This window comes from Devosia sp. YIM 151766, assembly GCF_030285925.1.
Taxonomy (GTDB): Bacteria; Pseudomonadota; Alphaproteobacteria; order Rhizobiales; family Devosiaceae; genus Devosia.
The window spans coordinates 1312239-1333100 of record NZ_CP127251.1; the positions used below are offsets into that span (position 1 = coordinate 1312239).

General features: G+C 60.4%; 27 protein-coding genes and 1 pseudogene. 21 read left to right on the forward strand and 7 right to left on the reverse strand.

Features of this window, described 5'->3' with window-relative positions:
• Window positions 1-58 precede the first annotated feature (58 nt).
• The 8 genes from O9Z70_RS06390 to O9Z70_RS06425 are packed head-to-tail and all read left to right on the forward strand — an operon-like array spanning window position 59 to window position 4062.
• Window positions 59-316 carry a hypothetical protein gene (locus tag O9Z70_RS06390; RefSeq protein ID WP_286021635.1) on the forward strand — a complete coding sequence of 86 codons (258 nt, stop codon included), beginning with the start codon at window positions 59-61 and terminating at the stop codon, window positions 314-316.
• A 1-nt stretch (window position 317) separates the two neighbouring features.
• A complete protein-coding gene (locus O9Z70_RS06395) occupies window positions 318-794 on the forward strand; it encodes a hypothetical protein (protein ID WP_286021636.1) in 477 nt (158 codons plus the stop codon).
• Window positions 794-1249 carry a hypothetical protein gene (locus O9Z70_RS06400; protein WP_286021637.1) on the forward strand — a complete coding sequence of 152 codons (456 nt, stop codon included), beginning with the start codon at window positions 794-796 and terminating at the stop codon, window positions 1247-1249. Before O9Z70_RS06395 ends, O9Z70_RS06400 begins: the two co-directional genes overlap by 1 nt.
• Window positions 1243-1680: a hypothetical protein gene (locus tag O9Z70_RS06405; protein ID WP_286021638.1), complete on the forward strand. Its 438-nt coding sequence runs from the start codon at window positions 1243-1245 to the stop codon at window positions 1678-1680. The genes O9Z70_RS06400 and O9Z70_RS06405 overlap by 7 nt, the downstream gene beginning before the upstream one ends.
• 3 nt (window positions 1681-1683) lie before the next feature.
• The gene (locus O9Z70_RS06410; RefSeq protein ID WP_286021639.1) at window positions 1684-2082 is read left to right on the forward strand and encodes a hypothetical protein; all 399 of its coding nucleotides are present in this window, start codon (window positions 1684-1686) and stop codon (window positions 2080-2082) included.
• Window positions 2083-2085: 3 nt separating this feature from the next.
• Window positions 2086-3150, forward strand: a complete 1065-nt coding sequence (locus tag O9Z70_RS06415; RefSeq protein WP_286021640.1) for a putative phage head morphogenesis protein — start codon at window positions 2086-2088, stop codon at window positions 3148-3150.
• Window positions 3143-3598: an HK97 gp10 family phage protein gene (locus O9Z70_RS06420; RefSeq protein ID WP_286021641.1), complete on the forward strand. Its 456-nt coding sequence runs from the start codon at window positions 3143-3145 to the stop codon at window positions 3596-3598. The genes O9Z70_RS06415 and O9Z70_RS06420 overlap by 8 nt, the downstream gene beginning before the upstream one ends.
• A gap of 8 nt (window positions 3599-3606) precedes the next feature.
• Window positions 3607-4062, forward strand: coding sequence for a phage tail terminator-like protein (locus O9Z70_RS06425; protein WP_286021642.1), 456 nt, complete (start codon window positions 3607-3609; stop codon window positions 4060-4062).
• Here the strand turns inward: O9Z70_RS06425 and O9Z70_RS06430 are convergent, their stop codons facing one another.
• On the reverse strand, window positions 4063-4572 hold the full coding sequence (locus O9Z70_RS06430; RefSeq protein ID WP_286021643.1) for a lipocalin family protein: 510 nt from the start codon (window positions 4570-4572) through the stop codon (window positions 4063-4065).
• Window positions 4573-4663: 91 nt separating this feature from the next.
• Here O9Z70_RS06430 and O9Z70_RS06435 point away from each other — a divergent pair, with 91 nt between their 5' ends.
• From O9Z70_RS06435 to O9Z70_RS06475, 10 genes are all read left to right on the forward strand, one after another.
• On the forward strand, window positions 4664-4900 hold the full coding sequence (locus O9Z70_RS06435) for a hypothetical protein (protein WP_286021644.1): 237 nt from the start codon (window positions 4664-4666) through the stop codon (window positions 4898-4900).
• Window positions 4901-4971: 71 nt separating this feature from the next.
• The gene (locus O9Z70_RS06440) at window positions 4972-5676 is read left to right on the forward strand and encodes a hypothetical protein (RefSeq protein WP_286021645.1); all 705 of its coding nucleotides are present in this window, start codon (window positions 4972-4974) and stop codon (window positions 5674-5676) included.
• 91 nt (window positions 5677-5767) lie between these two features.
• Window positions 5768-6181 carry a phage-derived protein YdaY family protein gene (locus O9Z70_RS06445; protein WP_286021646.1) on the forward strand — a complete coding sequence of 138 codons (414 nt, stop codon included), beginning with the start codon at window positions 5768-5770 and terminating at the stop codon, window positions 6179-6181.
• 104 nt (window positions 6182-6285) lie between these two features.
• Window positions 6286-6546: a hypothetical protein gene (locus O9Z70_RS16325; RefSeq protein WP_502870167.1), complete on the forward strand. Its 261-nt coding sequence runs from the start codon at window positions 6286-6288 to the stop codon at window positions 6544-6546.
• Window positions 6547-6549: 3 nt separating this feature from the next.
• Window positions 6550-8841, forward strand: a complete 2292-nt coding sequence (locus O9Z70_RS06450; RefSeq protein WP_286021647.1) for a tape measure protein — start codon at window positions 6550-6552, stop codon at window positions 8839-8841.
• Window positions 8841-9533, forward strand: a complete 693-nt coding sequence (locus O9Z70_RS06455; protein WP_286021648.1) for a hypothetical protein — start codon at window positions 8841-8843, stop codon at window positions 9531-9533. The genes O9Z70_RS06450 and O9Z70_RS06455 overlap by 1 nt, the downstream gene beginning before the upstream one ends.
• Window positions 9530-10120 (forward strand): hypothetical protein, encoded by a 591-nt coding sequence (locus tag O9Z70_RS06460; protein ID WP_286021649.1) that lies wholly within the window; start codon window positions 9530-9532, stop codon window positions 10118-10120. The genes O9Z70_RS06455 and O9Z70_RS06460 overlap by 4 nt, the downstream gene beginning before the upstream one ends.
• Before the next feature lie 89 nt (window positions 10121-10209).
• Window positions 10210-10605 (forward strand): DUF6950 family protein, encoded by a 396-nt coding sequence (locus O9Z70_RS06465; RefSeq protein WP_286021650.1) that lies wholly within the window; start codon window positions 10210-10212, stop codon window positions 10603-10605.
• A gap of 5 nt (window positions 10606-10610) precedes the next feature.
• A complete protein-coding gene (locus O9Z70_RS06470; RefSeq protein WP_286021651.1) occupies window positions 10611-12749 on the forward strand; it encodes a phage tail protein in 2139 nt (712 codons plus the stop codon).
• A 64-nt stretch (window positions 12750-12813) separates the two neighbouring features.
• Window positions 12814-15048, forward strand: a complete 2235-nt coding sequence (locus tag O9Z70_RS06475) for a M14 family metallopeptidase (protein WP_286021652.1) — start codon at window positions 12814-12816, stop codon at window positions 15046-15048.
• 3 nt (window positions 15049-15051) lie between these two features.
• On the opposite strand, the gene O9Z70_RS06480 is transcribed toward O9Z70_RS06475, so the two are convergent.
• The 6 genes and pseudogenes from O9Z70_RS06480 to O9Z70_RS06505 all read right to left on the reverse strand — a co-directional run bounded on the left by O9Z70_RS06480 (window position 15052) and on the right by O9Z70_RS06505 (window position 19129).
• Complete coding sequence (locus O9Z70_RS06480; RefSeq protein ID WP_353057819.1) at window positions 15052-17109, reverse strand: acyltransferase family protein; 2058 nt, start codon at window positions 17107-17109, stop codon at window positions 15052-15054.
• 84 nt (window positions 17110-17193) lie between these two features.
• Window positions 17194-17358: pseudogene (locus tag O9Z70_RS06485) on the reverse strand (sunset domain-containing protein); the annotation flags it as partial.
• Between the two features lie 153 nt (window positions 17359-17511).
• Entirely contained in the window at window positions 17512-17733 is a 222-nt protein-coding gene (locus O9Z70_RS06490) for a hypothetical protein (protein WP_286021654.1), read from the reverse strand.
• A 21-nt stretch (window positions 17734-17754) separates the two neighbouring features.
• Window positions 17755-17979 carry a hypothetical protein gene (locus tag O9Z70_RS06495; protein WP_286021655.1) on the reverse strand — a complete coding sequence of 75 codons (225 nt, stop codon included), beginning with the start codon at window positions 17977-17979 and terminating at the stop codon, window positions 17755-17757.
• 94 nt (window positions 17980-18073) lie between these two features.
• The gene (locus O9Z70_RS06500) at window positions 18074-18271 is read right to left on the reverse strand and encodes a hypothetical protein (RefSeq protein ID WP_286021656.1); all 198 of its coding nucleotides are present in this window, start codon (window positions 18269-18271) and stop codon (window positions 18074-18076) included.
• Window positions 18272-18400: 129 nt separating this feature from the next.
• Entirely contained in the window at window positions 18401-19129 is a 729-nt protein-coding gene (locus O9Z70_RS06505; protein WP_286021657.1) for an outer membrane protein, read from the reverse strand.
• A 406-nt stretch (window positions 19130-19535) separates the two neighbouring features.
• On the opposite strand from O9Z70_RS06505, the gene O9Z70_RS06510 reads away from it, so the two are divergent.
• From O9Z70_RS06510 to O9Z70_RS06520, 3 genes are read left to right on the forward strand one after another with little or no spacing between them, the layout of a single operon-like run.
• Window positions 19536-20189: a glycoside hydrolase family 108 protein gene (locus O9Z70_RS06510; protein ID WP_286021658.1), complete on the forward strand. Its 654-nt coding sequence runs from the start codon at window positions 19536-19538 to the stop codon at window positions 20187-20189.
• Between the two features lie 2 nt (window positions 20190-20191).
• Window positions 20192-20548 carry a hypothetical protein gene (locus tag O9Z70_RS06515; protein ID WP_286021659.1) on the forward strand — a complete coding sequence of 119 codons (357 nt, stop codon included), beginning with the start codon at window positions 20192-20194 and terminating at the stop codon, window positions 20546-20548.
• A gap of 50 nt (window positions 20549-20598) precedes the next feature.
• Complete coding sequence (locus O9Z70_RS06520; RefSeq protein ID WP_286021660.1) at window positions 20599-20835, forward strand: hypothetical protein; 237 nt, start codon at window positions 20599-20601, stop codon at window positions 20833-20835.
• The last annotated feature ends 27 nt before the right edge of the window (window positions 20836-20862 follow it).

Sequence of the window (20862 nt, forward strand, 5' to 3'; positions counted from 1 at the left end):
CAAGAGGGGCGGCTTAGGTCGCCCCCTTCCTCCCCTTTTCAGCACATAGGAGGCTGCAATGGCTGCTCCCCGTACCGGTTTGCCCCGGTCTCTCCGGGCGCTTTACGATTGGCTTGACGTCAACGTGCCCGACCAGAACGATTACAACCAGCTCCAGAGCGACGTGTCCGCCCTTGAGGGCGGTCTGGCCGACAAGATCGACGTGTCTGCGCTCGATGAGGTCGATCCCATCGCAGAGCCTGCCGAGGCGACAACCGGGGACATTGCGACCGCATTCAACGCGATGCTCGCCGCCCTCAAGGGCGAGGGCGAGTGATATGGGTCTTGCATCATTCAACCGTATGCGCCGCGAGCAAGCGGCATTGCTGAACTCGACGGCGCCGGTGATCGCCGAGAAGGTGGCCAAGCCCAAGGCGGACAAGCCGGCGGATGTCGCTGCGCCCGAATTGGTCGGCGCTACCGACGCCCTGGCGCTGTCAAACGGCCATTTCATGACATTCAGGGCCGCCGCGAAGAAGGTGCTGGGCGATGCCCTGCCGGCCAAGAAGCCCGAGATCGTCGCGGCGCTCGAAGCGCTTGCCGGCGGCGGTGAGCCTGTGAGCGAAACCCCCGATGGCATCCCGACGCCTATTCCCGACGCATGGGAAGCCATGACCGATGATGAACTGCTGGCCCTGGCCGCCGAACTGTCGGGCGGGCCGGTGGTTGAAACCGACAACGGCACTCCCGTCGAGCGCGCCAAGAGCATTATTCAGGCCACGGTCGATGACCGGGCGAGCCGGGCCAACGTCTGATGACCACCATAGCGTACCGCGACGGCGTGATGGCTGCTGACTCCGGCTCATGGATGGGTGATGCTCGCCATGGCTGGGCCGAGAAGCTCGCTAAAGGCCCAGACGGAACGTTGTACGGCGTAGCTGGCGGCGCACCCGAAGCTCTGGGCTTTCTCGATTGGGTGAATGCCGGGGCCAACCCCGAGACCATGCCCCATGCGGAGGCTCTGCCGGATGGCGGCAACAGCTTCATCGTTCTGGCGGTATCGCCGGGCGGCCCCGTTCGCATCATCTGCGCAAAGGGCGTCGAGACCTACGACGCTCCGTATTTTTCCATTGGCGGCGGCTCGGCAACGGCCTTTGGCGCCCTCTATGCCGGCGCTACGGCAGCGCAGTCTATTGAGGCGGCCAAGGAGCATGGTTCGAGTGCTTTCGGCAGGGTCCAGACCATCTCTCATGGTGATTTTGCATGCTGAGCTACACCGATCCGGCCGTCACCGTGCAGGACTCCGATGCCTATCTCGTCGCGGCCGGCCAGACGTGGACCGGCACCGATGAGGCGAAGGCTGCTGCAATCATCCGAGGGCAGCGCTATGTCGCCAGCATCGGCAACGGCCGCTGGGCCGCCGATTGGGACAATGACCAGGCACCGGAGCCGGTTCGCTTCGCAATCATCGAAGCTGCGCAACGTGAATTGGCGGCGCCTGGCTCGCTTTCTCCCGATTATGTTGCCTCCAAGGTGGTGAGGCGCGAGAAAAAACAGGTCGGACCCCTCGCCAAGGAATTGGAGTACGCCGAGGCGACCAGCGCCGCGTCGGTGCGGCCTGATATCGAGATTATCGACCAACTGCTTGCCGGTCAGCTTCGTGCCGCTGGTGGCGCATCTGTGTGCGTTCTGAGGGTGTAGGGGATGGCGGAAAAATTCGACTATCTGGAAAGCCAGCAGGACGCGGATGAACTGATCGAGGAATTCGGCCAGACGGGTGCGATCCGCCGCATAGTCATCATTCCACCCGCGAATCCTTGGGAAGAAGCCGAGGAAGTGATCACCGACCATCCCGTAACGCTGGCCATCCTGCCGATGGATGAAAAGCGGATTGATGGTTCGCTCATTTTAACCGGAGACCGGCAGGCGCTCATGTCACTGCAGGGGCTTTCGATCACGCCGGCGGTCGGCGACGTGCTGATCTTCAATGGTGCCTTCTCGGGCGACAGCTATGTCGGTGGGGAAGCATGGACCATCCGTAAGCTCGATACGCTGGCGCCGGCCGGTGTGACGGTCATGTATGACGCTGTGGTGCGGAGGTAGGCAATGCTCAAGCGCCTCTCCCCCCGCGAACTGCTGCTCAACCTTGCCATTGAATGGGAGTCCACTCTTGCCCGCGAATGGCTAGACGCCATCCGGGCCATCACCTCGGCTGTCGTGCTCAAGGATCTGGTCGCGGAACTGGAGCGCGGCAATCTCGACCGGGCCATGGCGCTGCTCAACATCGATGCCGACCGGTTCGCTCGGTTCGAAGGCGCGATCGTGTCCGCCTACAATGCCGGCGGCCAGGCCGTGGTCGGCTCCATGCCGAAGCTGATCGATCCAGATGGCAACCGGGTTCATTTCTCGTGGGGCGTCCGCAACATGCCGGCCGAGCAGGCGATGAGGCAGCATGCCGCCTCGCTGGTGGATGATCTGGTGGGCGAGCAGCTTACCGTTGCCCGCTCTGTGCTGGTGGATGGCCTCTCACGTGGCCAAAACCCGCGCCAGACGGCTCTGGGGCTGGTGGGGCGCATCAACAGGCGCACCGGCTTCCGCGAGGGCGGGGTGCTGGGCCTAACGCCATCCAGCGTGCAGACGCTCGACAAGATCTATGGCGGCCTTCGCGCTGGCGATACGCAAGCCATGCGCGACTATCTGGGCTACCAGCTCAGGGACAAGCGCTTCGATGGCCATGTGCGCCGGGCGCTGGAGCAGGGCGGGTCAGTCCCCGCGGATGCCGTTGATCGGATCGTCACGGCCTATTCGAATCGGGCGCTGAAATACCGGGCAGACAATCTGGCGCTGACCGAAACGAATATCGCGCTGGCGAAAGCCAAGACCGACGCCTTCCAGCAGCAGATCGACGCTGGGAAGCTGGACGCTCAAGACCTGACCAAGACGTGGCAACGCACCGTCAGCCGGGCGCCGCGCGACGGCCATCTCGCCATGGTCGGGAAGACGATCCCGTTCGGGAAGCTATTCACGTTGCCCAGCGGGCACCAGTGCACCGGGCCCCACGATCCGAACCTGCCGGCGAGCGAGATCGTGAATTGCAAATGTTTGCTCGAGCTATCGGTGGATTTCACCGCGCAGGCATTGCGCAAGTACCGGGCGCGCGTCGGTGGATAGCTTCAGCGCCACCATCGGCTCGTGGTGCGAACGTGTCCCGGAAGCTATCGAGGCTGTTTTACGCGGCAGTGCCCAAGACCTGGTGAAAGAGATGCAAGCCGAGCTTAATCGGCTGGTCTATGAAGCGCCGCCGTCGCCGTCTGGCTATCAGCGAACCGGTTTCCTCCGGGCGTCTCTGGTGGCGTCGACATCTGCCATGCCGCAACTGATCCGGGACAATCCCGGCGCGCCGGTTAGCGCAGACGAGATGACCGGCATCATTCTTGTCATCAACGGCTGGGATGGCGGCGGCACCCTCTATCTGGGCTACACGGCTAAGTACGGCGCGCAGGTCCATTTCGGGGCCAATGGCACTGTGCCGAAGCCATGGGTCACGCTGGCCGCTCAGCGGTGGCCTGTGATCGTCAAGGAAGAGGCCGCCAAGGTCAAAGCAGCGTTCGGACTGTAGGAGGCCGCATGACCGTACCGAGCATCGAAACCAAGATATCCGAAGCCATCCGGGCCCGCGTTGCCGCCCTTCCAATGGCCAGCACATTCACCATTGTCTGGACCGATGGCCCGCTGCCCAAAAAGCCGGATGGGGAGCCTGAGACTTCATACACGCCCGATCCGCTCAAGCGTTACCTCCGGGTGACCTGGACGCCAAACGCCACACAGCGACAGTTCATTGGCAGCAACGACCCGCACCGGCGGCCTGGGGTGCTCCAGATCGACGTGTTCGGCACCGTATCGCAGGGTTCTGCCAGGGCCATTGAGGTTGCGGGGCAGGCGGCCCAGCACTTCGAGACTGACCTGTGGATGTCGTTTCAGGACGTCCGGGTGCGGGTGATGAAGGCGCCTTCCGTTGGCCCGGTCTTTGTCGGCACGCACCTGCAGGCCCCGGTGCTGATCGAGCTCGAAACCTACGCCTGACTACGCGTTTTCAATCATCGCGTCGGTGACCTCGCGGCCGGTATGGCGCGGAGTAATGAGGTCCGATAGATCGAACCCCTGCCGCCTTGCCTCGGCAAGATATTCCTCACGGGTCGCCTCAGAAAGATCGGGGCCCCGTGCCAACAGCCACAAGTTCTTGCGGTCAGGAGTGCCAACCAGAGCAACCCGATAGTCTGGATCGATTTTCAGCACCCAGTAATCGCCGCTGGTAAACGGTATCCAGCGGATGAATTCGGGGAGGAAGGTCACCTTTAGCCGGGAGTTTGCCTCATCCACCGGTGAGGCCTGCCCGAGCGCCTGGACCGGCTTTCCGTCCTCGTCAAAGCACCGATTGTCCACATGGACGGTTCCATCCTCGTTGAGCGAGTAAGTCGCGGTGATATTGGTCGCGGCTTCGTCCTCATACTTCAGGGGAAGGCGGCAGATTTCATACCAGCGGCCGAGGTAATGGCTCAGGTCGAGACTCGGGATGGCGGTCACGTCGGTCATGGATGGGTCTCCTGTTGAAGCAGGCCAAACGTTGGGCCGGATGGGCGGTTCCAGAAGACACCGCGGGGCGGAAGTACAAGGAGGCGTCAAAATGACGTGCAAAGAATGTCAGGAGCGGCGCGAAGCAGTGGTCGACGCAGTTCTCGAAGGGCGCATAGCGGCCGCCGCTGGCCATCTGGTGAAGGGCGCTGCTGAAATGGTCGGGCTCAAGCCCAAGACAGCGACCACCGAATACGAGGAACTGGCGGGGCAAGGCGAGGCGATCCAGATCGATGCTGGCGACCCGCCCATGCCGCCCGTCAAGAAACCCCGAGCGAAACGCTCGTAACGAATCCCGGCGCTGACCGGATTCAACCGGCCCCGTTCGCTGCGGGGCTTTTTCATGTCCAGGAGACAGAAATGCTACAAAAAATCGCTGGCAGCGCGCTTTATATCGGCAACGCTCCCATCGCCTATCAGACCGAATACGAGGCCACCGACTTCGCCGGTATCACCTGGACCCGTATACTGGGCTGGCAGACCTCGGGCGATCTCGGCGCTGAGCAGGCCATGGTCAGCCAGACCCTGATCGACAACAACACGACAGTGTATGCCAAGGGGACGATTTCGTTCCCGATCATGAGCAACCAGTTCGTGCCGAACCTGTCCGATCCGGGCCAAATGCTGTTCGCCGCGGCGCGACGGGCCTGCAAGCCCTATCCGTTCCGAGCCGTTTGGGGCGCCGATTGCGAGGAAACGGCCGCCGTCACCATCTCGAACGCCGAGCCCGCTGTGGTCGGCTGGGTTGCGCACGGCCTGCCCAATGGCACGCCCATCGTCTTCACCACGACCGGCACTCTGCCGACCGGCCTGACGGCAGGAACGACCTACTACGTGGTCGATGCTGCCGCCGATAGCTTCTCGGTCGCCGCTACTCCTGGAGGCTCGCCCATCGATACCTCCGGTGCTGGCACGGGCACGCATACCGCGACTGCCGTGCCGGTGGGCGAAACGGACCTGTTCGCCGGTTTCGCCCTATTCGGTGTGAAATCGGGCGGCGATTCCTCGGCCAATCGCCTCGCAACTTTCCCGATTCAGCCTATCGCCCCGGCACTGACGATCTAACCGAACAGCCTGCCTCAACCAGGCTGGCCGGGAGCGCGTTGGGGTTCGCGCGCTCCCGGCACCAGAGCCCATCTGAGCCCCGGAGAACATCATGGACATTCAATCGCTGCGCAAGGATTCAGCCCTCATCACGGAAGGGCAGTGGATCGACGCAATTCCGAACATGGGCGACCTGCGCCTGCGCGTCCGCGGCGCTTCCTCGCCACGCGTCGTCGCCGTCCGTGCCCGCAAGCAGCGTGCGGTCCCGCGAAATGAGCGCCTGCGCGATGGAAGCTTGACCGTCGAGACCACCATCCAGATCGAAACCGAAGTGCTGCACGAGGCCGTGCTGCTCGATTGGGATGGCCTGACCGATGGCGGCAAGCCGGTGAAGTACGATCCGGCTCTGGCGCATGAATGGCTTACCAATCCCGACTTCCGCGACTTCGCCGACGCCGTGGTCTGGGCCTCCCAGGTCGCAGACCGCGGCATTGCCGATCAGAAGGACGCGACGGAAAAAAACTAATCGAGGCGCTGCTGTGGCATCTGGATAACCAGAACGCAGCAGCGCGACGTGATGAGCTGGCGGAGAAGGGCTGGCAGATACCCGACCATCTCTATCCGCCCGAAATGCTGCCCGGCACCGAACCGTGGTTAGCTGATTTCTTCGAGATCGGCACTGATCGGCCGGCCGGGATGAATGGACCTGGTCCGATCCCTTCATCCTCGATAGCCCGGCATGTTCGGGACTGGCCAGAGGACGAGGCAGACGTGTTCCGCCAGGTTATCCGGGCCATGGACCGAGCCTATCTAAGCATCCTTCGGCCAGACGGCGATGCACCAGACACCGGCAATTCAGCAAGAGACGCCTTCAGGGCGGCGATGAGGTAGCGCATGACTGAACTTGCTAGTCTCGGCCTATCTATCCGTTCGGACGGCGTTGTTGTCGCCACGGATAGGCTGAACAAATTTTCTGGTGCAGGCGAGCGTGCCGAAGGTGTCGCGGGCAGTTTGGTCAAAGCTGCTACCAGGGTCGGTGTCGCACTGGCTGGTGCGTTCAGCATCGCTGCACTGGGGGGTTATGCTGATGAATGGAGCGACCTTCAATCCCAAGTTGGCGCGGCCATCAAGGATATGGATGCGGCGGGAGGGCTTATGGCTCGCCTTGGCCAGATGGCGCGGGATTCGTATTCGCCGCTCGAAAAGACCGTGACGACCTATGCGCGAAACGCGGCGGTCCTGCGGGACCTCGGTAAGAATGCGGATCAGGCTGCCGATTTCAGCGAGGCGCTGAACCACGCTCTTGTGACAACCGCAACGAAGGGCCAAGACGCAGACGTGGTGCTCAACGCCCTGTCGCGCTCCATTTCGACTGGCAAACTACGGGCGATGGAATACGAGACGATCATGTCTCGAAGCCCTCGTGTGCTGGAAGCTGTAGCGGAGGCAATGGGGACCACCGTAACCGGCCTTCGCCAGTTGGCGGTCGATGGCAAAGTGACTGGCGACGTGATCGTTGACGGGTTGATCGGGTCGCTCGAAGACTTGCGCAAAGAGGCCGGCGAGATGCCCGCTACGCTGGCTGACGCAGGAACAATCTGGCGCAACACTATTATGGAAATTGTTGGCCGCATGGACCAGGCTGCCAACTCATCCGGCTCATTGGCTGAAAAGCTGATCGAGATGGCTGACGCGGTTCGGGCTGGCGCTGATGGCTTTATACAGTTCGCCGTTGTGGTGTCCGAAAACTTTGAGCGAATGGTCTACTGGGGCAGCGCATACATCACAATGATGGGCGTGAACTATGTCGCGTCGGTCGGTCTCGCAACAGTTGCCACCGCGGCCATGTCGGCGGCGCTCGCTGGCCTCCGTCTTGCTATCGCTGGCACCGGGATCGGTGTTCTCGCCATCATCCTTGGCGATGTAGCGCTGAAGCTCTGGGACTCGGCAACTGCAACTGACGGCCTCGCAGATAGCATTGATAATGTTGGCGGCAAGGCAAATGGCTTCTTCACGTTCATGTGGAACGGTGCAGAGGCTCTTGCCGTGACGTTCGACTGGCTCACCACCGGCATTGCGGCCGGGTTCATGGGAGCCTTTGCGACGATCTATGAGAACTACGCCAACCTGATCAACGGCATCCGTGCCGGTTTCCGCGCCATCGGCATTGCTGACATGATCGGTATGTCAGAAGGCGGGGATATGGACCCGAAATGGGCCACCGGCGTCCACAACTCTCTTACGCAGGACGCCGCCTCAGCCGGACGCCTGGCCGCAGAGAAGTGGGCTGTCGCCTTCGGGAAGCAACTGGACATGGATACGGGCTCATTCCCGACCATGGACGAGATGAAACGCATCTTCGAGATTGGCGGCGACGCAGGGTCAGGGATGGGATCGGGGACATCGACCAGCCTCAGCAAGGAGGCCCAGAAGCAGGCTGACGCCTACGCCAAGCTGGTTCGCGGTGCCCACGAATTCATCGCCGCTCAGACCCTTGAGCAACAGGCCCTCGGCATGACCGCCGAAGCTGCGGCCCGCATGCGCTATGAGCAAGACCTGCTCAACAAGGCCGCGAACGACAATATCAAGCTCACGCCAGCAATGCGCAGCGAGTTGGCGATGCTGGCCGAGCAAATGGCCGCCACCGAAGCGCAAACCAAGATGCTGACCCAGGCCGCCAACGACAATGCGGCCCTGTGGGGTTCGGTGCAGGATGGCGTTTCCGGCGTTCTCAAAACCTGGGCGAGGGGAGGCGATATCCTGGACACCATCAGCGACAAGTTGCTGGGCATCGGTGACATGCTGATCGATATGGCTGTGCGCAATCTGTTCCAGAACGCTTTTGGCGGCGGGATGGGCGGAGGCGGCTTCAACCTCATGGGGCTGTTCGGGGTCCCATCCTTCGATGGTGGCGGATGGACGGGCGATGGCGCTCGATCCGGCGGCATGGACGGCAAGGGCGGTTATCTCGCCATGGTCCACCCGAAGGAGCGTATTGTTGACACCACGCGCTCCGGCGGACAGTCCGATGGTGGCCGCACCGTCCTTGAGGTCCGCCTGTCTCCCGAACTGCTCGCTCAGTTGCTCCAAGAAGCTGCTGGTCAATCTGTCCAGATCACACGCGGAATGGTGGAGCCGGTCTCAAAGGCGGTCGATCAGATGGCCCAGCAGCAGCGGTACGGCTGATGGACCGGAAAATCATCGAGCTCGATACGCGCCACTTCTGGGCCACGTCCTTTGACTGGCAGATTGATTGGCGCGGCAATGCTGGTCAGTCCGGCGTCACCGGTGCTGGCCAGGTGGTGTTCGGCAATCAGCCGCGATGGGTCGGCAAACCTGACTTCGGCACGTTTCGCAAGGATAAGATCAGATCATGGCGGGGCGTAATCGCTCAGGCTCGGGGGCGCTACAATGTGTTCAGGGTCAAGATGTTTGACCCCTTGCGTCCAACTTGGGGGGACATTGGCTCGCCATATAACGGGCACCCCATTCCTCACAGCGATGGATCGTTCTTCTCGGATGGATCCGGCTATGGCCAAGGTATGTGCGCGCCGATCCTCGATGTTGCTCCCGCCGGCTCGACTTCGATCCGCATCAATGCCGACTATCTCGGAAATTTCATCAGCACCGGCCACATTTTCTCGATCAATGACTGGCCATATCAGGCAGTTGGTATCGAAGGACGCGGGGAGAATGCAGTGCTCCACTTCGAAACGCCACTGCGCCGGGCCGTGACGCCAGACGACGAAATCAACCTGAACGCCACCTGTCTCGCCGCCCTTGAGGGAGATTTGGAAGGCTCGGCGCGCATCGAGCCGTCGATTGTCTCCCGCATGAAGCTGTCGCTTGTGGAATGGATCGGGCCGGGTCGCGAATGAACATTCCAGAGGAAATTGCACAGCGCCTCAGCGACGAAGCTGTTGGGGCGGCGCTCTTGCTTGAACTCGATACGGCTGAGGGTTTCATTCGGCTCTACCCAGGAGAGAACGGCGTGTTCAAGGACGCCAACGGCACCGAGTGGATCGGCTGTTCGCTGCTGCGCATGGGCGACATCAAAGTGTCGAGCAACGGCACGGCGCCCACATGGGAAGCATCTCTGTCCTATGTCTATGACCCGAGCCGCGACGACATTCTTTCCGCTATCCGGCAGTATGGCGTAGCGGCGATCGATGGCCGGAAGTGTCGCCTCTACTTTCAGTATTTCGGCCAGCTCGAAGAGATTTTTGCCCCTATCTGGCAACCCATCAAGTTCCGCACCAATACCATGCGGCGGCTGATCTACAATTTCACTGGGCCGCAGGAGCGATCCGTGACCCTCGTTTGCGAAGGTCCATTTCCGCTGCGGTCCAAGCCCATCAATGGCCGCTACACGACAGCGGATCAGCAGCGCCGCTTCCCGGGCGACATGGGGCTCGAATTTGCCCCTGTCCATGGGTTCGATGACCAGCCGCTTTTCGGAGCCTGATATGAAGCGCCCATTGCCTCACGATCAGTTCGTCATTCGCCTGTGTTTCGCAGGTCTCGTTGTGGCCGTGGCGGCGCAATGGGTTGGCCTTGTCTGATCTGGTCACCCAGCACCTTCGCCGGTGGGCGACGACAGATTTTATCTGGGGCGAGACGGATTGCCTGATGGTGCTGGCTGACTACGTGCTGGATCGGCTCGGCGTTGACGGTGCGGCGCATCTGCGGGGGCGGTATCGTGATCGAGAAAGCTGCGTGGCGCTGACTGGGTTGGATAAGGGCCATGAGCCGGTTGTGGCGGCGTGCTGCGAGATTGCCGGGCTCGCGCGAACCATTGCGCCCATCCGCGGCGATATCGGCGTCTTGCGTCTCCGCAAGCTCGAGTTCGGCGGCCTGTGCCTCGGTGATCGCTGGGCTGCAAAAACACTCGACGGGCTGATGATGTTTGATCGGCCCGAAATTGTCGCTGCCTGGGCGGTGAGGGGATAGCATCCATGCTTTTGCGAGCCTTCCGGGCCGTCCTTTTGGGCGGGACGATGCTTTTTGCCTTGCCGACAGCGGCGCACGCCGATCCCGTATCGGTCGCGATCCTTGGTTGGATGGGTTACGGCGGCGCTGCCGGCCTGCTGGCGCCAACGGCTGTACTGACCAGTCTGATCGGCAATGCGGTCATGGCTGCGTTGCCGGGTTTCTTGCTCAATCTGGCCATCGGCGTCGGCGTCACGATGTTGGCCAATGCCCTGCGGCCCCAGCAGAACAGCCAGGCGCAGGATCCGGGCTCCCGCATCGTCAATCTGCGGCAGTCAATTCAGGATCGATCGAGGTCTTATGGCCGCGTCCGAACCGGCGGCCCGGTGGCCTTCTGGAAGCTGAAAAACGGCAGGCGATACGTTGCCGTTCTCTACAACACCGGTGAAATCGACGCCGTCGAAAGCGTCTATCTCGATGAAACTGAGGTGACGCTGAACGGCGACGGCTATGTGACGCAGAGCCGGTTCACTTCGGACGGATCATCCATGGTCCGCATTAGCCATTTCTTGGGAACGCCCGGGCAGACATCCCACCCCTGGTTGGCGGCGGCATTCCCAGAGTGGACATCCAATCACCGGCTCCAAGGCATCGCTGGCTCGGTTATGGTTTGCCGCAATCCCAAGCCCGAGGATTTCGCCAAGGTCTATTCTTCCGGCCGTGAGCCGACCGTCTCGTCGGTCTATCGCGCATCCAAGGTGCTCGATCCGCGCGACAACGTTCGCCGCTGGACCACGAACGCTGCCCTCGTCATCGCGGACTGGATCACCAGTTCGGACGGACTTGGACAGGAGGTCGACTGGGATGAAGTCGCCTACGAGGCCGATGTCGCTGATGTTCTCATGCGGACGCGCGGCGGCGACTGGATCCCGCGCTGGCAGTTGTGCGGAACCTACTTCTTCAGCCAGACCCGGGAGGAAGTTCGCAAGCAACTGGCCATGGCCTGCGATGCCTGGTTCTACGACCGTCCGGACGGAAAGGTTGGATTCAAGCTCGGCCGCTGGATGGAGCCGCAAGTCACCATCCGGGCCCATCACATCAATTCGATCAAGTTGGGTGAGGGACAGGACGGAGAGACGCAACAGAACGCGCTGTCCGTCGAATATGTCGAGGCGGCCGCTGGCTATCGGCAATTCCCCTCTGCTGCGGTCACGATCAACGATGGGAACGCCTACAATCAAGCCTCTGTGGCCGCGCACTGGATTCCTAACCACACACAGGCTTGTGCGGTCGGGAAACGCACCTTGCGCGCGATGCGGTCGCCACTGGATATCACGCTCAACCTGAAGCTCTACGGCCTATTGCTGATGCCGGCTGATGGCGACGACAGCCGCACATTCGCGGTGGATTGTCCCGAGTTCGATATTGTCGGTACTTATGAGCTGGCCGATTTCCAATTGGCGCCGGATGGCATGTCCGTTACCGTGACGGGGAAGCTGACCCAGCAGGCGGATTGGCTATTCGACGGGCTCTATGACGAACCCGAGCCGTCCGCGATCTCGGATGTCACCGTCACCGACGACATTACCGACCCAACCGGAGTAACGCTTTCGTCGCCAGATGCTGGCGCGCTCTATGTGGCATTTAACCCGCCGTCCCGGGCGAGTCTGCTGAAACGCATCCGCTATCGCAGGGTAGGGGCGACTGATTGGAGCGAGCTAGGCGTTCCTGCCTCTCAGGACTTTCTCTGGATCAACGGCCTGCCCCCTGGTGATGCCTACGAAGCTCAGGTGCAGTTCAGGACGGCGACGGCTAACGCCAGCAATTGGGTCGCGTCTAACCCGGCCAGCGTCGTCATATCGGCAACATCCACACCGCCGGGGCCGGTAACCGGAGCAACGGCATCTGGCGGGGCGGGGGAGGCGACCTTTGATTGGTTCGCGCCAAACAGTCCGAACTACGTCGGGGCACTTATCTACATCAACACCGTCAACACGTTCCCCGGCGGCGTGCCTGCGGCGACCGAGTATGGCCTGCCAAATGCGCCGGATAGCCGGGTCGTAACGGGCCTGTCTGCCGGAGCAAAGTTCGGCTGGATTGTCGCAATCAACGCATCCGGCGATGGGGCTGCGCCCGTCGCAACAGGCGGCTTCACAGTCACCTAACCACCAACAAATCACCCATTATCCAGCCCGCCACTGAGCGGGCTTTTTCGTTTTGAGGCGAACAATGGCTCCAAATCAGACAATCGATGACGTCTACCGTGACAACGCGATCAAGAACGATCCGCATAGCGGTGCGCATGAGCCGGACAAGCCCGAAATCCGCGCTCTGCTCAAGCAAATTCAGAACAGTGGTGGGCAGGCCGTCACGCGCAACACTCTGGCGGCGCTTAATGGCGTGACCCCGCCGACCGAGCTTTATGGCGGCGTGGTCCTTTCTGACCCCAACCCCGCCAACAACGGCTATTATAGCCGCGATGGTGGTGCCTGGGTAAAGGGCAGGGGTTTTCCTGACACCTTTGCCCGAGTGGCGCTGTCCGGAAGCGGCACGGCGCAGGCCGGCGCGGTCGAGTCTGGCGTTAATCCCGCAGACGCGCAGGTATTCTTTGCCATTGTCACCACGCCAAATACGGGCCCGATGACCCTTGCGGTAGGCGGCGAGGCACCGCGACCCGTTCTGAACCTGGCAGGCAATCCGCTATCTGCTGGAGAATGGGCAGCTGTCGTCCTGTTCGTCCGTGATGGTGAGAACTATCGCATGGTCATTGCTGCTGGGGCGGAGGCTGCCGCCGCACAGAGCGCCAGCGATGCGAACGCGGCGCGTGAGGCAGTTCTGTCGAAGGTGCTTGGCTCATTCTCAAGTGACGCCACTGCGACGGCTGCGGCCGGCGGAGATCCTGCCATGGGCACTATCTACTACAACAGCGTAGACGGTCAGCTGCGAGCATGGAACGGGTCGACCTGGCAGGATTGGGATACGTCGCTGGCGAATGGCGCGGTGTCGGCACCGAAGCTGACCAGTGACGGGCCTGGTCTGCTCGACATCAAGGAAAAGATTGGCGCTGTCCCGGCCGAGAACTACGTCAGCAATGCGATTTGGACGCCGCCGTCTCAAACCGCCGCGTCGGCGTACATCGATACCGCGACTGCAGGCTACAATGAGTTCCTCGCCCTCTGGGAAGGCATTCGCACGGCCAATCCCGGCTGGGTCTCACGGGCTTCCATGGGCAAGGACGCCTCGGGCGCCTACGACATCTGGAAGTACACGTTTCAGCCGGAAGGCGGTTATGACCGAACCGTTGTCGTCGGCTGCAACATCCATGGCGGCGAGATCATGTCGCAGCTCGCGCCCTACCTGTTCTTCAAACAACTGGAAAATCGTTGGCGGGAGGACTCGTTTCTTGGGTTCGCCCGTCAGCGGGTGCGCTGGATCGTGGTCCCCATGGTCAATCCTTGGGGTGTAAGCCAGTCGCCGCGATTGCGCCAGAACAGTAATGGCGTCGACCTAAACCGAAATTTTGACTACCGGTGGTTCAGTTTTGGAGGCGGCGGCACCAACCCGTTCGACTACGACTACAGGGGCACGTCAGCTGCTTCCGAGCCAGAAACGCAGTATTATCAAGAACTTGCATCCACCTATCCCACGGCAACAGCGATTGTGGACATGCATAGTTATGCCTCTCCATCAGGAGCGGACAAATACATCGTCTACGGCCCGGACTTCCCTCTTCGCAATGCCCGCCAAGACGTTGTAAAGTTGATTAGTGAGCTTATACAGCCGAATGAAACTTTCAAGTTCGGATCAAACGGACTGCCTAGTGCATTCAATTATTTTGCGGATCGCGGTTTCAATTCCTCGAATCCTGAATGGGCATTCCTCGACGGGCCTCAGTTTGGCCCTACGGACATGACCGAGGCGCTACGTTGGTACGGAAATTTTCTGCTTATGTACGCAACTGGAAGGAGTGCAAAACAAGTATCGGCAGGGGCCCCGTTCATCCGAAGGTACAGAAGCAACGCCAATATTCCTGTCGGCATAAACACGTCCCCCCAGTCGGTGTTGCCGTTAGATGTTTTCACAATCGATGGCTTCGGGGTGCTGGAAATGCATGGCGCTGCAACTCTTATCTTTGGCGCCACTGCCGGAAGAGTAGTGTTGAAGAACACGTTTGGCCAAGACGCCCTGTGGCGGGGAGCCTTCCTGGCCAGCAATGGAGAAGCTGTAACCGATTTCGTCGCCAGCGGCGGGGTGGATGAGCGCGTCACGGTTCCATTTTACTCTGCCATCCCTGTCGGGCCGCACGCCCCAATCCGCTTTCAACCAGCAATGTATTGTGTAGCAGGGGCTGCCTCGCTGGCACGGTTCGACGCCTATCTTAAGTTCACGCCTAGCGATGGCGTCTCCTTTCGAGCCTTCTCTTCTTCGAGTGCAGCATCGATTTGGGGCGAGATATGGAAGTGATGCTCATATTTCATGCAGACGAAGAATAGTTGCGAGTTGCTCTAAAGCGCGAGCTGGCAAGTTCGTTCTGAAGTGCCCGTCGTCGCGGTAGATGAACTCTTCCGCTAACCAGAAGCGGCAGTACTCTTCGGAGCACAGCCGCTTCCCGAGCGGCTCCATTCTAATGAGGTCAGAAGCCCTGGTCACAGTCTCTATCGCATCATAGGCCGCCCCGTTCCTCGCCAGAAACGCCGATGTGGGTATTCCCGTCAGATCAGATGGACACGGTGCTCGCAAGATCGGTTGCATGCGAGCTACGGCACAGTCTACCGGGGATTGTCGGTTAGGCCATAAAGGCAAGTCACCCAAGACTACTATTTCCAATGGACGCTCGATGTCGCTCTGCAAGTCGAGAAGGCCCTGCTGCAGCAACTCTGCACCCAGTTGGACAGTTCGGTCGCTGCCTTGTTGTCCGGCTGGGTATAGGTCTGGAAGACGCGATGTCCAAGCCGAGCTGAGCACAAGCTTATCCACCTTGGCGTTGGAGCGCAGGAAACGGACCATCTCATCGCGGGTTGCGCTGCACCCCTCGTTATAGGCGGGGTCAGAGGGGAAATGGCGCATTATGCGCTGTCCTACGATGGCAGGGCACTCGTGATAAATGAGGATCGAAACGCCGCTCGGAGCTGCGTAGTCGAGTAGTTGGGCCAGATGCAAGGAGTAGCTGTCACCCCAAACTATCCATCGCTCATCGGCCAATTCCCAATCTACTCCGAGCACGCAGCGCTCTCGGCTCAACCCTTCTGGCTTGGCCGTATAAGGGCAACGATACCGCCATGTATCCTCGCCGGCGGTTAGGGCTGCGGCGGATGGGTTCAGCCTACTAGCTGCGCCGCCCGTGGATAGTAAAGTTACGCTGGCAACGGCAACCAGAGAGGTTGCCGCAATAACGCTCCCAAAGGCAAATGCTCTGTTTATCTGGCGCGAACGGAATGGCCGCTCAACAAACCACCAGCTTAACGTGGCTAGGAGAGCCGAGACAATAGCAAGTGCAAAGGCCGCTCGCAGTGTCGGGGGTGCGCCATTGTTCCAGTGACGAAAAAGCACCAGCACCGGCCAGTGCCATAGGTAAAGACTGTAGCTGATCAGACCAATGCCCACGACCGGCCTGAGCGAAAGAACGCGACCGATCAGTGTTGGCGATGCGGAAGGCCAGATCAGCAGGGCGCTACCAACGCAGGCATACACGGCGTTGAGCCCAGGGAACGGATCAGCCGCGCTGATGGCCAGGAGGCTATAGGCAATAAGGAGAGACCCAATGACCCGCGCTGCCTCAGAAAGGGCGCGATGAGTAATCGTCGGGGCAAAGGCTAACAGGGCGCCAACGCCCAACTCCCATGCGCGCGGGTGAGGCAGGTAGAAAGCGGCGGTAGGGTCAGAAGCGGTTTGGACAGCGGCATAGATGAAGCCGGAAATGACCAGAAATCCTGTGGCAAAGGCTGTGACCTTCCATGACTTCGTAAGGCCGAAAAGCGCCAGTAAGGCCATCGGCCAAACGACATAAAACTGCTCTTCGACACCCAGCGACCATGTGTGTAGAAGCGGCTGCAGATCGGCGGCTTGGTCGAAGTATCCAGTGTTCCAGAAGAAGAACAGGTTTCCGAGCCCGAATGCAGCGTACGCGGCGCTCTCGCCCAGATCAGCATAATCGCCGGGCATGAGCAAGAACCAGCCGGCCACCATCGTTGTAACAAGGACGACCAGCAGCGCAGGGAAAATGCGGCGGATGCGCCGATCATAGAAGCCCAGCAGCGAGAATTCGCCCGCTTCGATCTCACGGCGCAGGATTCCGGTGATCAAGTAGCCCGAAATGACGAAGAACACATCGACTCCGGTGAAGCCGCCTGGGAGCCAAGTTGCCCCGTAATGGTAAAGCAGAACCCCCAGAACTGCGACAGCGCGCAGCCCATCGATATCGGCACGATAGGTAGATGTCGGTTCCACAAGACCCCCAAGCAGAAGTGGAAAACCTAAGCCACATGCAGCGCAGCAAGTAAACCCGTCAGGCGCGAGGCCATTCACTTAGGTAGGCTTTTCTTTGCCGGTCCTTATCAACAGAAAGTCCGTATGGCCTAAAACAACTTCGTTCACTCGATGGGCGAGCTGCTAAACCTTCGACCTTCGCCACCCCGCCGCCCTGGCTTCTTCCTCTGAACAAAACCAACGCTCTCCATGCGAAGGGCTGATCTTGGTCGCGTTGTAATAGCGCTGCCCCGGCACATGGTAGATGCGCTCGCCTCGGGTGCTCACATTGCCCTTGATGTTGCACTCTTTAGCCGCCGTTGACGAAAACACGGTCCCCCCAAAAGAAACGGCAAGGACAGTGAAGACTAAAACCAGATTGCGCATATCAGTTACCCCCGCGTGATTTGCACACAGATAATCTCGTTTCGCAATGCTGGCACGGCTTTTTGGGGGCTGTTCCTACCGTTCTACAGCTTTGCTGTAGAGCCTGACCATGTTCGTTGGTCCTGACATTTGCTGCCAATAGACCCGGGCAACGAGGTCGCGCTTGTTGCCGCTCCTGAATACGTCAATGCCAAGCACCTGCCGCGCGGCATCCTCAGGCGATGTGGCGTTCTGAACTTCGACCGCCGCACCGATCACGTCCGTTCTGAGATCAATGACCTGAAACACAACAGCCACGATGAGCCTCCAATGGCGCTGTCATCCTGTCGGCTTCACCAGAGCATATCCGTCCTCGGCAATATCCGCCTCGATCTCCGCCGCCCTGGCGCCCAGCAGTTTGTCGTCGGGCGAGGTCACGGCAAAATGTCGCCATTCGAGGCCTTGTAGATGCCTGGGGATCGCGGCCAGCGGCCCGTAGGGCAGCACAAGCAGGGTCGGTGCGTGTTCGGCATTGCCCTTGGAAATGAAGACGTTCACCTGCATCCAACCCTCCCTGTGCTTAGGCATTGAGCCACGACAGGACGGGGTAAGCAATCATTCTTGGTTGAAAGCCGTATAGTCGGGGCGCCGTACGGCCTCACTCGGCCGGCTCGATGCTGACGACAGCTCGCTCAAGAACAGAAATCAACGTCGTCTGGCCAGAATACACGGAGCCGCGACGCTTCACGATCACGAAGCCATCAGTGCATAGCTCTTCGGAGATTTTCTCAATGCCTCGCGGATCATCGGCAATAAACGATTGGCCCGTTCGAAGGGTGATTTTGTAGCTAGCCATACAGTTTTCCTAATTTGGACGAACCGTGGTCCCCGCCTCTAAAGGAAGGGCTAAATTGCGACCCAGAGAATACAGAAAAGGCCCCGGCTAAATGCCGAGGCCCCGTCGCTTCTGCATGGGAGTGCGCCCTTAGAAGCGGAAATTCACCCCGGCCTTAACCTGGTGGTGATGCAGGCTTTGATCGAGATCGATGCCCAGCCCCGGATCGCTGTAAATCGTTTGGGTGCCCAGATTGACGTAGGCGTACTCGGTCTGGAATGAAATGCTTTCGGTCACTCGGTATTCGAGACCTGCACCCACTGTGTAACCCCAATGGTTAGGGTTGAGAAGGCCGGTCGCAGCGGTCGGAACACCGCCGATGCTGATGCTCGCATTTTGTTCGGTGCCAGCATAAGCGACACCACCATGTGCGTAGATAAGAACGTCTTCAGTTGGCAGGAAGCCGGCGCGCGCCCGAAGGGTGCCGATGTGGGTGAGGCGCGAAGATACGGTGCCGTCGATCGATGGAGCGGCGCCTGGCACCGAGAAATTCACCTCGGATCCGATGTTGGTCAGCGCGATATCAGCGACCGCGCCAAGGACGAAATTGTCCCACTGGTAGTCTGCACCAATTTGAACTCCGCCCAGCATGCCCCCGCCAGTGAACCCGATATCCAGGACGCCGGTGCCTCCTGACAGAATGCCTAAATCGAGATTAGAACTTGCCACGCCGCCGAAAATACCAGCGTACAAACCGGTCCAATTTGAAGCGGGAATATAGTTGGCCGGTGCTGGCTGATTGATGACGCCAAAGTCAGCCGCAAACGCGGCGGTGCTCAGTAGGGTGGATGCCGTTACGGCAATAAATACCTTTTTCATGCTCTCTGCTCCTCCAGTGGAAATGCAAGTATGTGGGGAATACTTGCAGAGTCCAGAACTTAGCGAGTTATGAAGTCAAATAGACATGATTCAGTGTCATTTTCGCCACTTGTACAGAGGCGTAGCGGCGAAAGGGCAGGCGTGTCAATCAAAGTTAATTCGAAGACTCGCCTTTGCTTGAGGCGACTACCAGCGAGCCAAGTAGGCCGCCCAAAAACGACGGAATGCTAACAAATAGAATAACATAAGGTCCGCCCTGGGCGATGCCGTGGACTCCAAGATATAGGCTCCGCCTCTGAGAGGAGCGCCTTTTTCGAGCTTGGAAGGCTTGCCACGCTCTTTTCATCAGCCTTCTCTGCCCTCCGTGAGAGGGCCTGCGTAATACCCAACATCACAGGAGGCCGGCATGGCCAAAAACAACTTCCAGCTCGCGCTGGAGGCAACGCTTGTCCATGAGGGCGGCTGGTCCGATCATCCTTCCGACCCCGGCGGCGCCACCATGAAGGGCGTGACGCTTGCAACCTATCGCCGTTACAGGCCGGGCGCGACCAAGGAGCAGCTCCGCGCCATCACTGATGCCGATCTGCACCGCATCTACCGGGATGGCTATTGGGACGCGGTGCGCGGCGATGATCTGCCGGCCGGCCTCGACCTGGCATTGTTCGACTTTGCCGTGAACAGCGGGCCGGGTAGGGCGGTCATTACCCTGCAAACCATCCTCGGGGTGGCCGCGGACGGCAAGGTCGGTCCGATCACGCTGGCGGCCATCGCAAAGCATCCGGCCTCACTGCTTATCAACGAGTTGTGCTCCCACCGGCTGGCCTTCCTCGAGCGCCTATCCAACTGGCCCACCTTCGGAAAGGGTTGGTCGCGCCGTGTCGCTGCGGTGCGCGCCGAAGCTCTGTCGATGACCCAATCCCCTCCGCGCGAGGCTGTGCCGCCGGCCAAGCCCATCGACTCGCTGCCGCCTGAACGGGGCAGAACGCCCGCCTTTGTCATCGCAGCAATCGTTCTGGCCGCTCTCGTAGCGGCCTTTTTCATCACCCAAGTGAGGTTCTGATCATGTTCCAAAACGTCATCGTTGGCTGGTTTGCTCGCCGCGCTCTCGAACTCGGCGGCCTGTTCGGCACGCTTTACACCTTCTACCTGGCACTGCCTCCAGGCACTCAGGACGCCATCAACCGCATTATGACGGGCAACTGGCAGTCGGTAACGCTCGGAGCGCTGGCGCCTATCGCTGCGGCGTTGTGGGGCTATGCCTGGTCTTTCCGGTCCACGATCCGCCCGCAGGTGGTGATCGACGGCAATCAGGTGGCCATGCCGCGCATTCCCGATGCCACCCGCACGCTGGTGGAAGAAAGCGCCCGCACCGCCGCACATCAGCCCCGCACGCTATGGGAACGGTTAACCGGCAAATAACACCGGGCGGCTCCGGCCGCCCCAATTCCCTCTTAGGCCAAGGCTCGGCTATGACCGCACCAAAATTCGACCTCACCATCAATCTCGGCCATGTCCTCACCTTCGGAGGTTTGATCGTGACGATGACTATAGGCTGGGCGACATTCGATGGCCGTCTTCGCGCGGTTGAGAAAACGCTGGAAACGGCCACAAATACGCTGATCGAGCAGGTCCGCCAGGGCGGCGAATTACGTGCTCTTACCCAGCGGTTGGACCGGGTGGAGCGGATTGTGGATAACCGGCCTTAGAGCATTGTTCTTCGGAGGAACAGCAAG

Excerpts from the sequence above, each read along its gene's own strand:
- O9Z70_RS06520 (WP_286021660.1), top strand. The coding sequence starts at position 20,599 with ATGACCGCACCAAAATTCGACCTCACCATCAATCTCGGCCATGTCCTC.
- O9Z70_RS06435 (WP_286021644.1), top strand. The coding sequence starts at position 4,664 with ATGACGTGCAAAGAATGTCAGGAGCGGCGCGAAGCAGTGGTCGACGCA.
- O9Z70_RS06425 (WP_286021642.1), top strand. The coding sequence starts at position 3,607 with ATGACCGTACCGAGCATCGAAACCAAGATATCCGAAGCCATCCGGGCC.
- O9Z70_RS06395 (WP_286021636.1), top strand. The coding sequence starts at position 318 with ATGGGTCTTGCATCATTCAACCGTATGCGCCGCGAGCAAGCGGCATTG.
- O9Z70_RS06410 (WP_286021639.1), top strand. The coding sequence starts at position 1,684 with ATGGCGGAAAAATTCGACTATCTGGAAAGCCAGCAGGACGCGGATGAA.
- O9Z70_RS06470 (WP_286021651.1), top strand. The coding sequence starts at position 10,611 with ATGCTTTTGCGAGCCTTCCGGGCCGTCCTTTTGGGCGGGACGATGCTT.
- O9Z70_RS06500 (WP_286021656.1), bottom strand. The coding sequence starts at position 18,271 with ATGGCTAGCTACAAAATCACCCTTCGAACGGGCCAATCGTTTATTGCC.
- O9Z70_RS06515 (WP_286021659.1), top strand. The coding sequence starts at position 20,192 with ATGTTCCAAAACGTCATCGTTGGCTGGTTTGCTCGCCGCGCTCTCGAA.
- O9Z70_RS06450 (WP_286021647.1), top strand. The coding sequence starts at position 6,550 with ATGACTGAACTTGCTAGTCTCGGCCTATCTATCCGTTCGGACGGCGTT.
- O9Z70_RS06510 (WP_286021658.1), top strand. The coding sequence starts at position 19,536 with ATGGCCAAAAACAACTTCCAGCTCGCGCTGGAGGCAACGCTTGTCCAT.
- O9Z70_RS06475 (WP_286021652.1), top strand. The coding sequence starts at position 12,814 with ATGGCTCCAAATCAGACAATCGATGACGTCTACCGTGACAACGCGATC.
- O9Z70_RS06440 (WP_286021645.1), top strand. The coding sequence starts at position 4,972 with ATGCTACAAAAAATCGCTGGCAGCGCGCTTTATATCGGCAACGCTCCC.
- O9Z70_RS06430 (WP_286021643.1), bottom strand. The coding sequence starts at position 4,572 with ATGACCGACGTGACCGCCATCCCGAGTCTCGACCTGAGCCATTACCTC.
- O9Z70_RS06445 (WP_286021646.1), top strand. The coding sequence starts at position 5,768 with ATGGACATTCAATCGCTGCGCAAGGATTCAGCCCTCATCACGGAAGGG.
- O9Z70_RS06405 (WP_286021638.1), top strand. The coding sequence starts at position 1,243 with ATGCTGAGCTACACCGATCCGGCCGTCACCGTGCAGGACTCCGATGCC.
- O9Z70_RS06400 (WP_286021637.1), top strand. The coding sequence starts at position 794 with ATGACCACCATAGCGTACCGCGACGGCGTGATGGCTGCTGACTCCGGC.
- O9Z70_RS06415 (WP_286021640.1), top strand. The coding sequence starts at position 2,086 with ATGCTCAAGCGCCTCTCCCCCCGCGAACTGCTGCTCAACCTTGCCATT.
- O9Z70_RS06495 (WP_286021655.1), bottom strand. The coding sequence starts at position 17,979 with ATGCAGGTGAACGTCTTCATTTCCAAGGGCAATGCCGAACACGCACCG.
- O9Z70_RS06455 (WP_286021648.1), top strand. The coding sequence starts at position 8,841 with ATGGACCGGAAAATCATCGAGCTCGATACGCGCCACTTCTGGGCCACG.
- O9Z70_RS06460 (WP_286021649.1), top strand. The coding sequence starts at position 9,530 with ATGAACATTCCAGAGGAAATTGCACAGCGCCTCAGCGACGAAGCTGTT.
- O9Z70_RS06390 (WP_286021635.1), top strand. The coding sequence starts at position 59 with ATGGCTGCTCCCCGTACCGGTTTGCCCCGGTCTCTCCGGGCGCTTTAC.
- O9Z70_RS16325 (WP_502870167.1), top strand. The coding sequence starts at position 6,286 with ATGCTGCCCGGCACCGAACCGTGGTTAGCTGATTTCTTCGAGATCGGC.
- O9Z70_RS06505 (WP_286021657.1), bottom strand. The coding sequence starts at position 19,129 with ATGAAAAAGGTATTTATTGCCGTAACGGCATCCACCCTACTGAGCACC.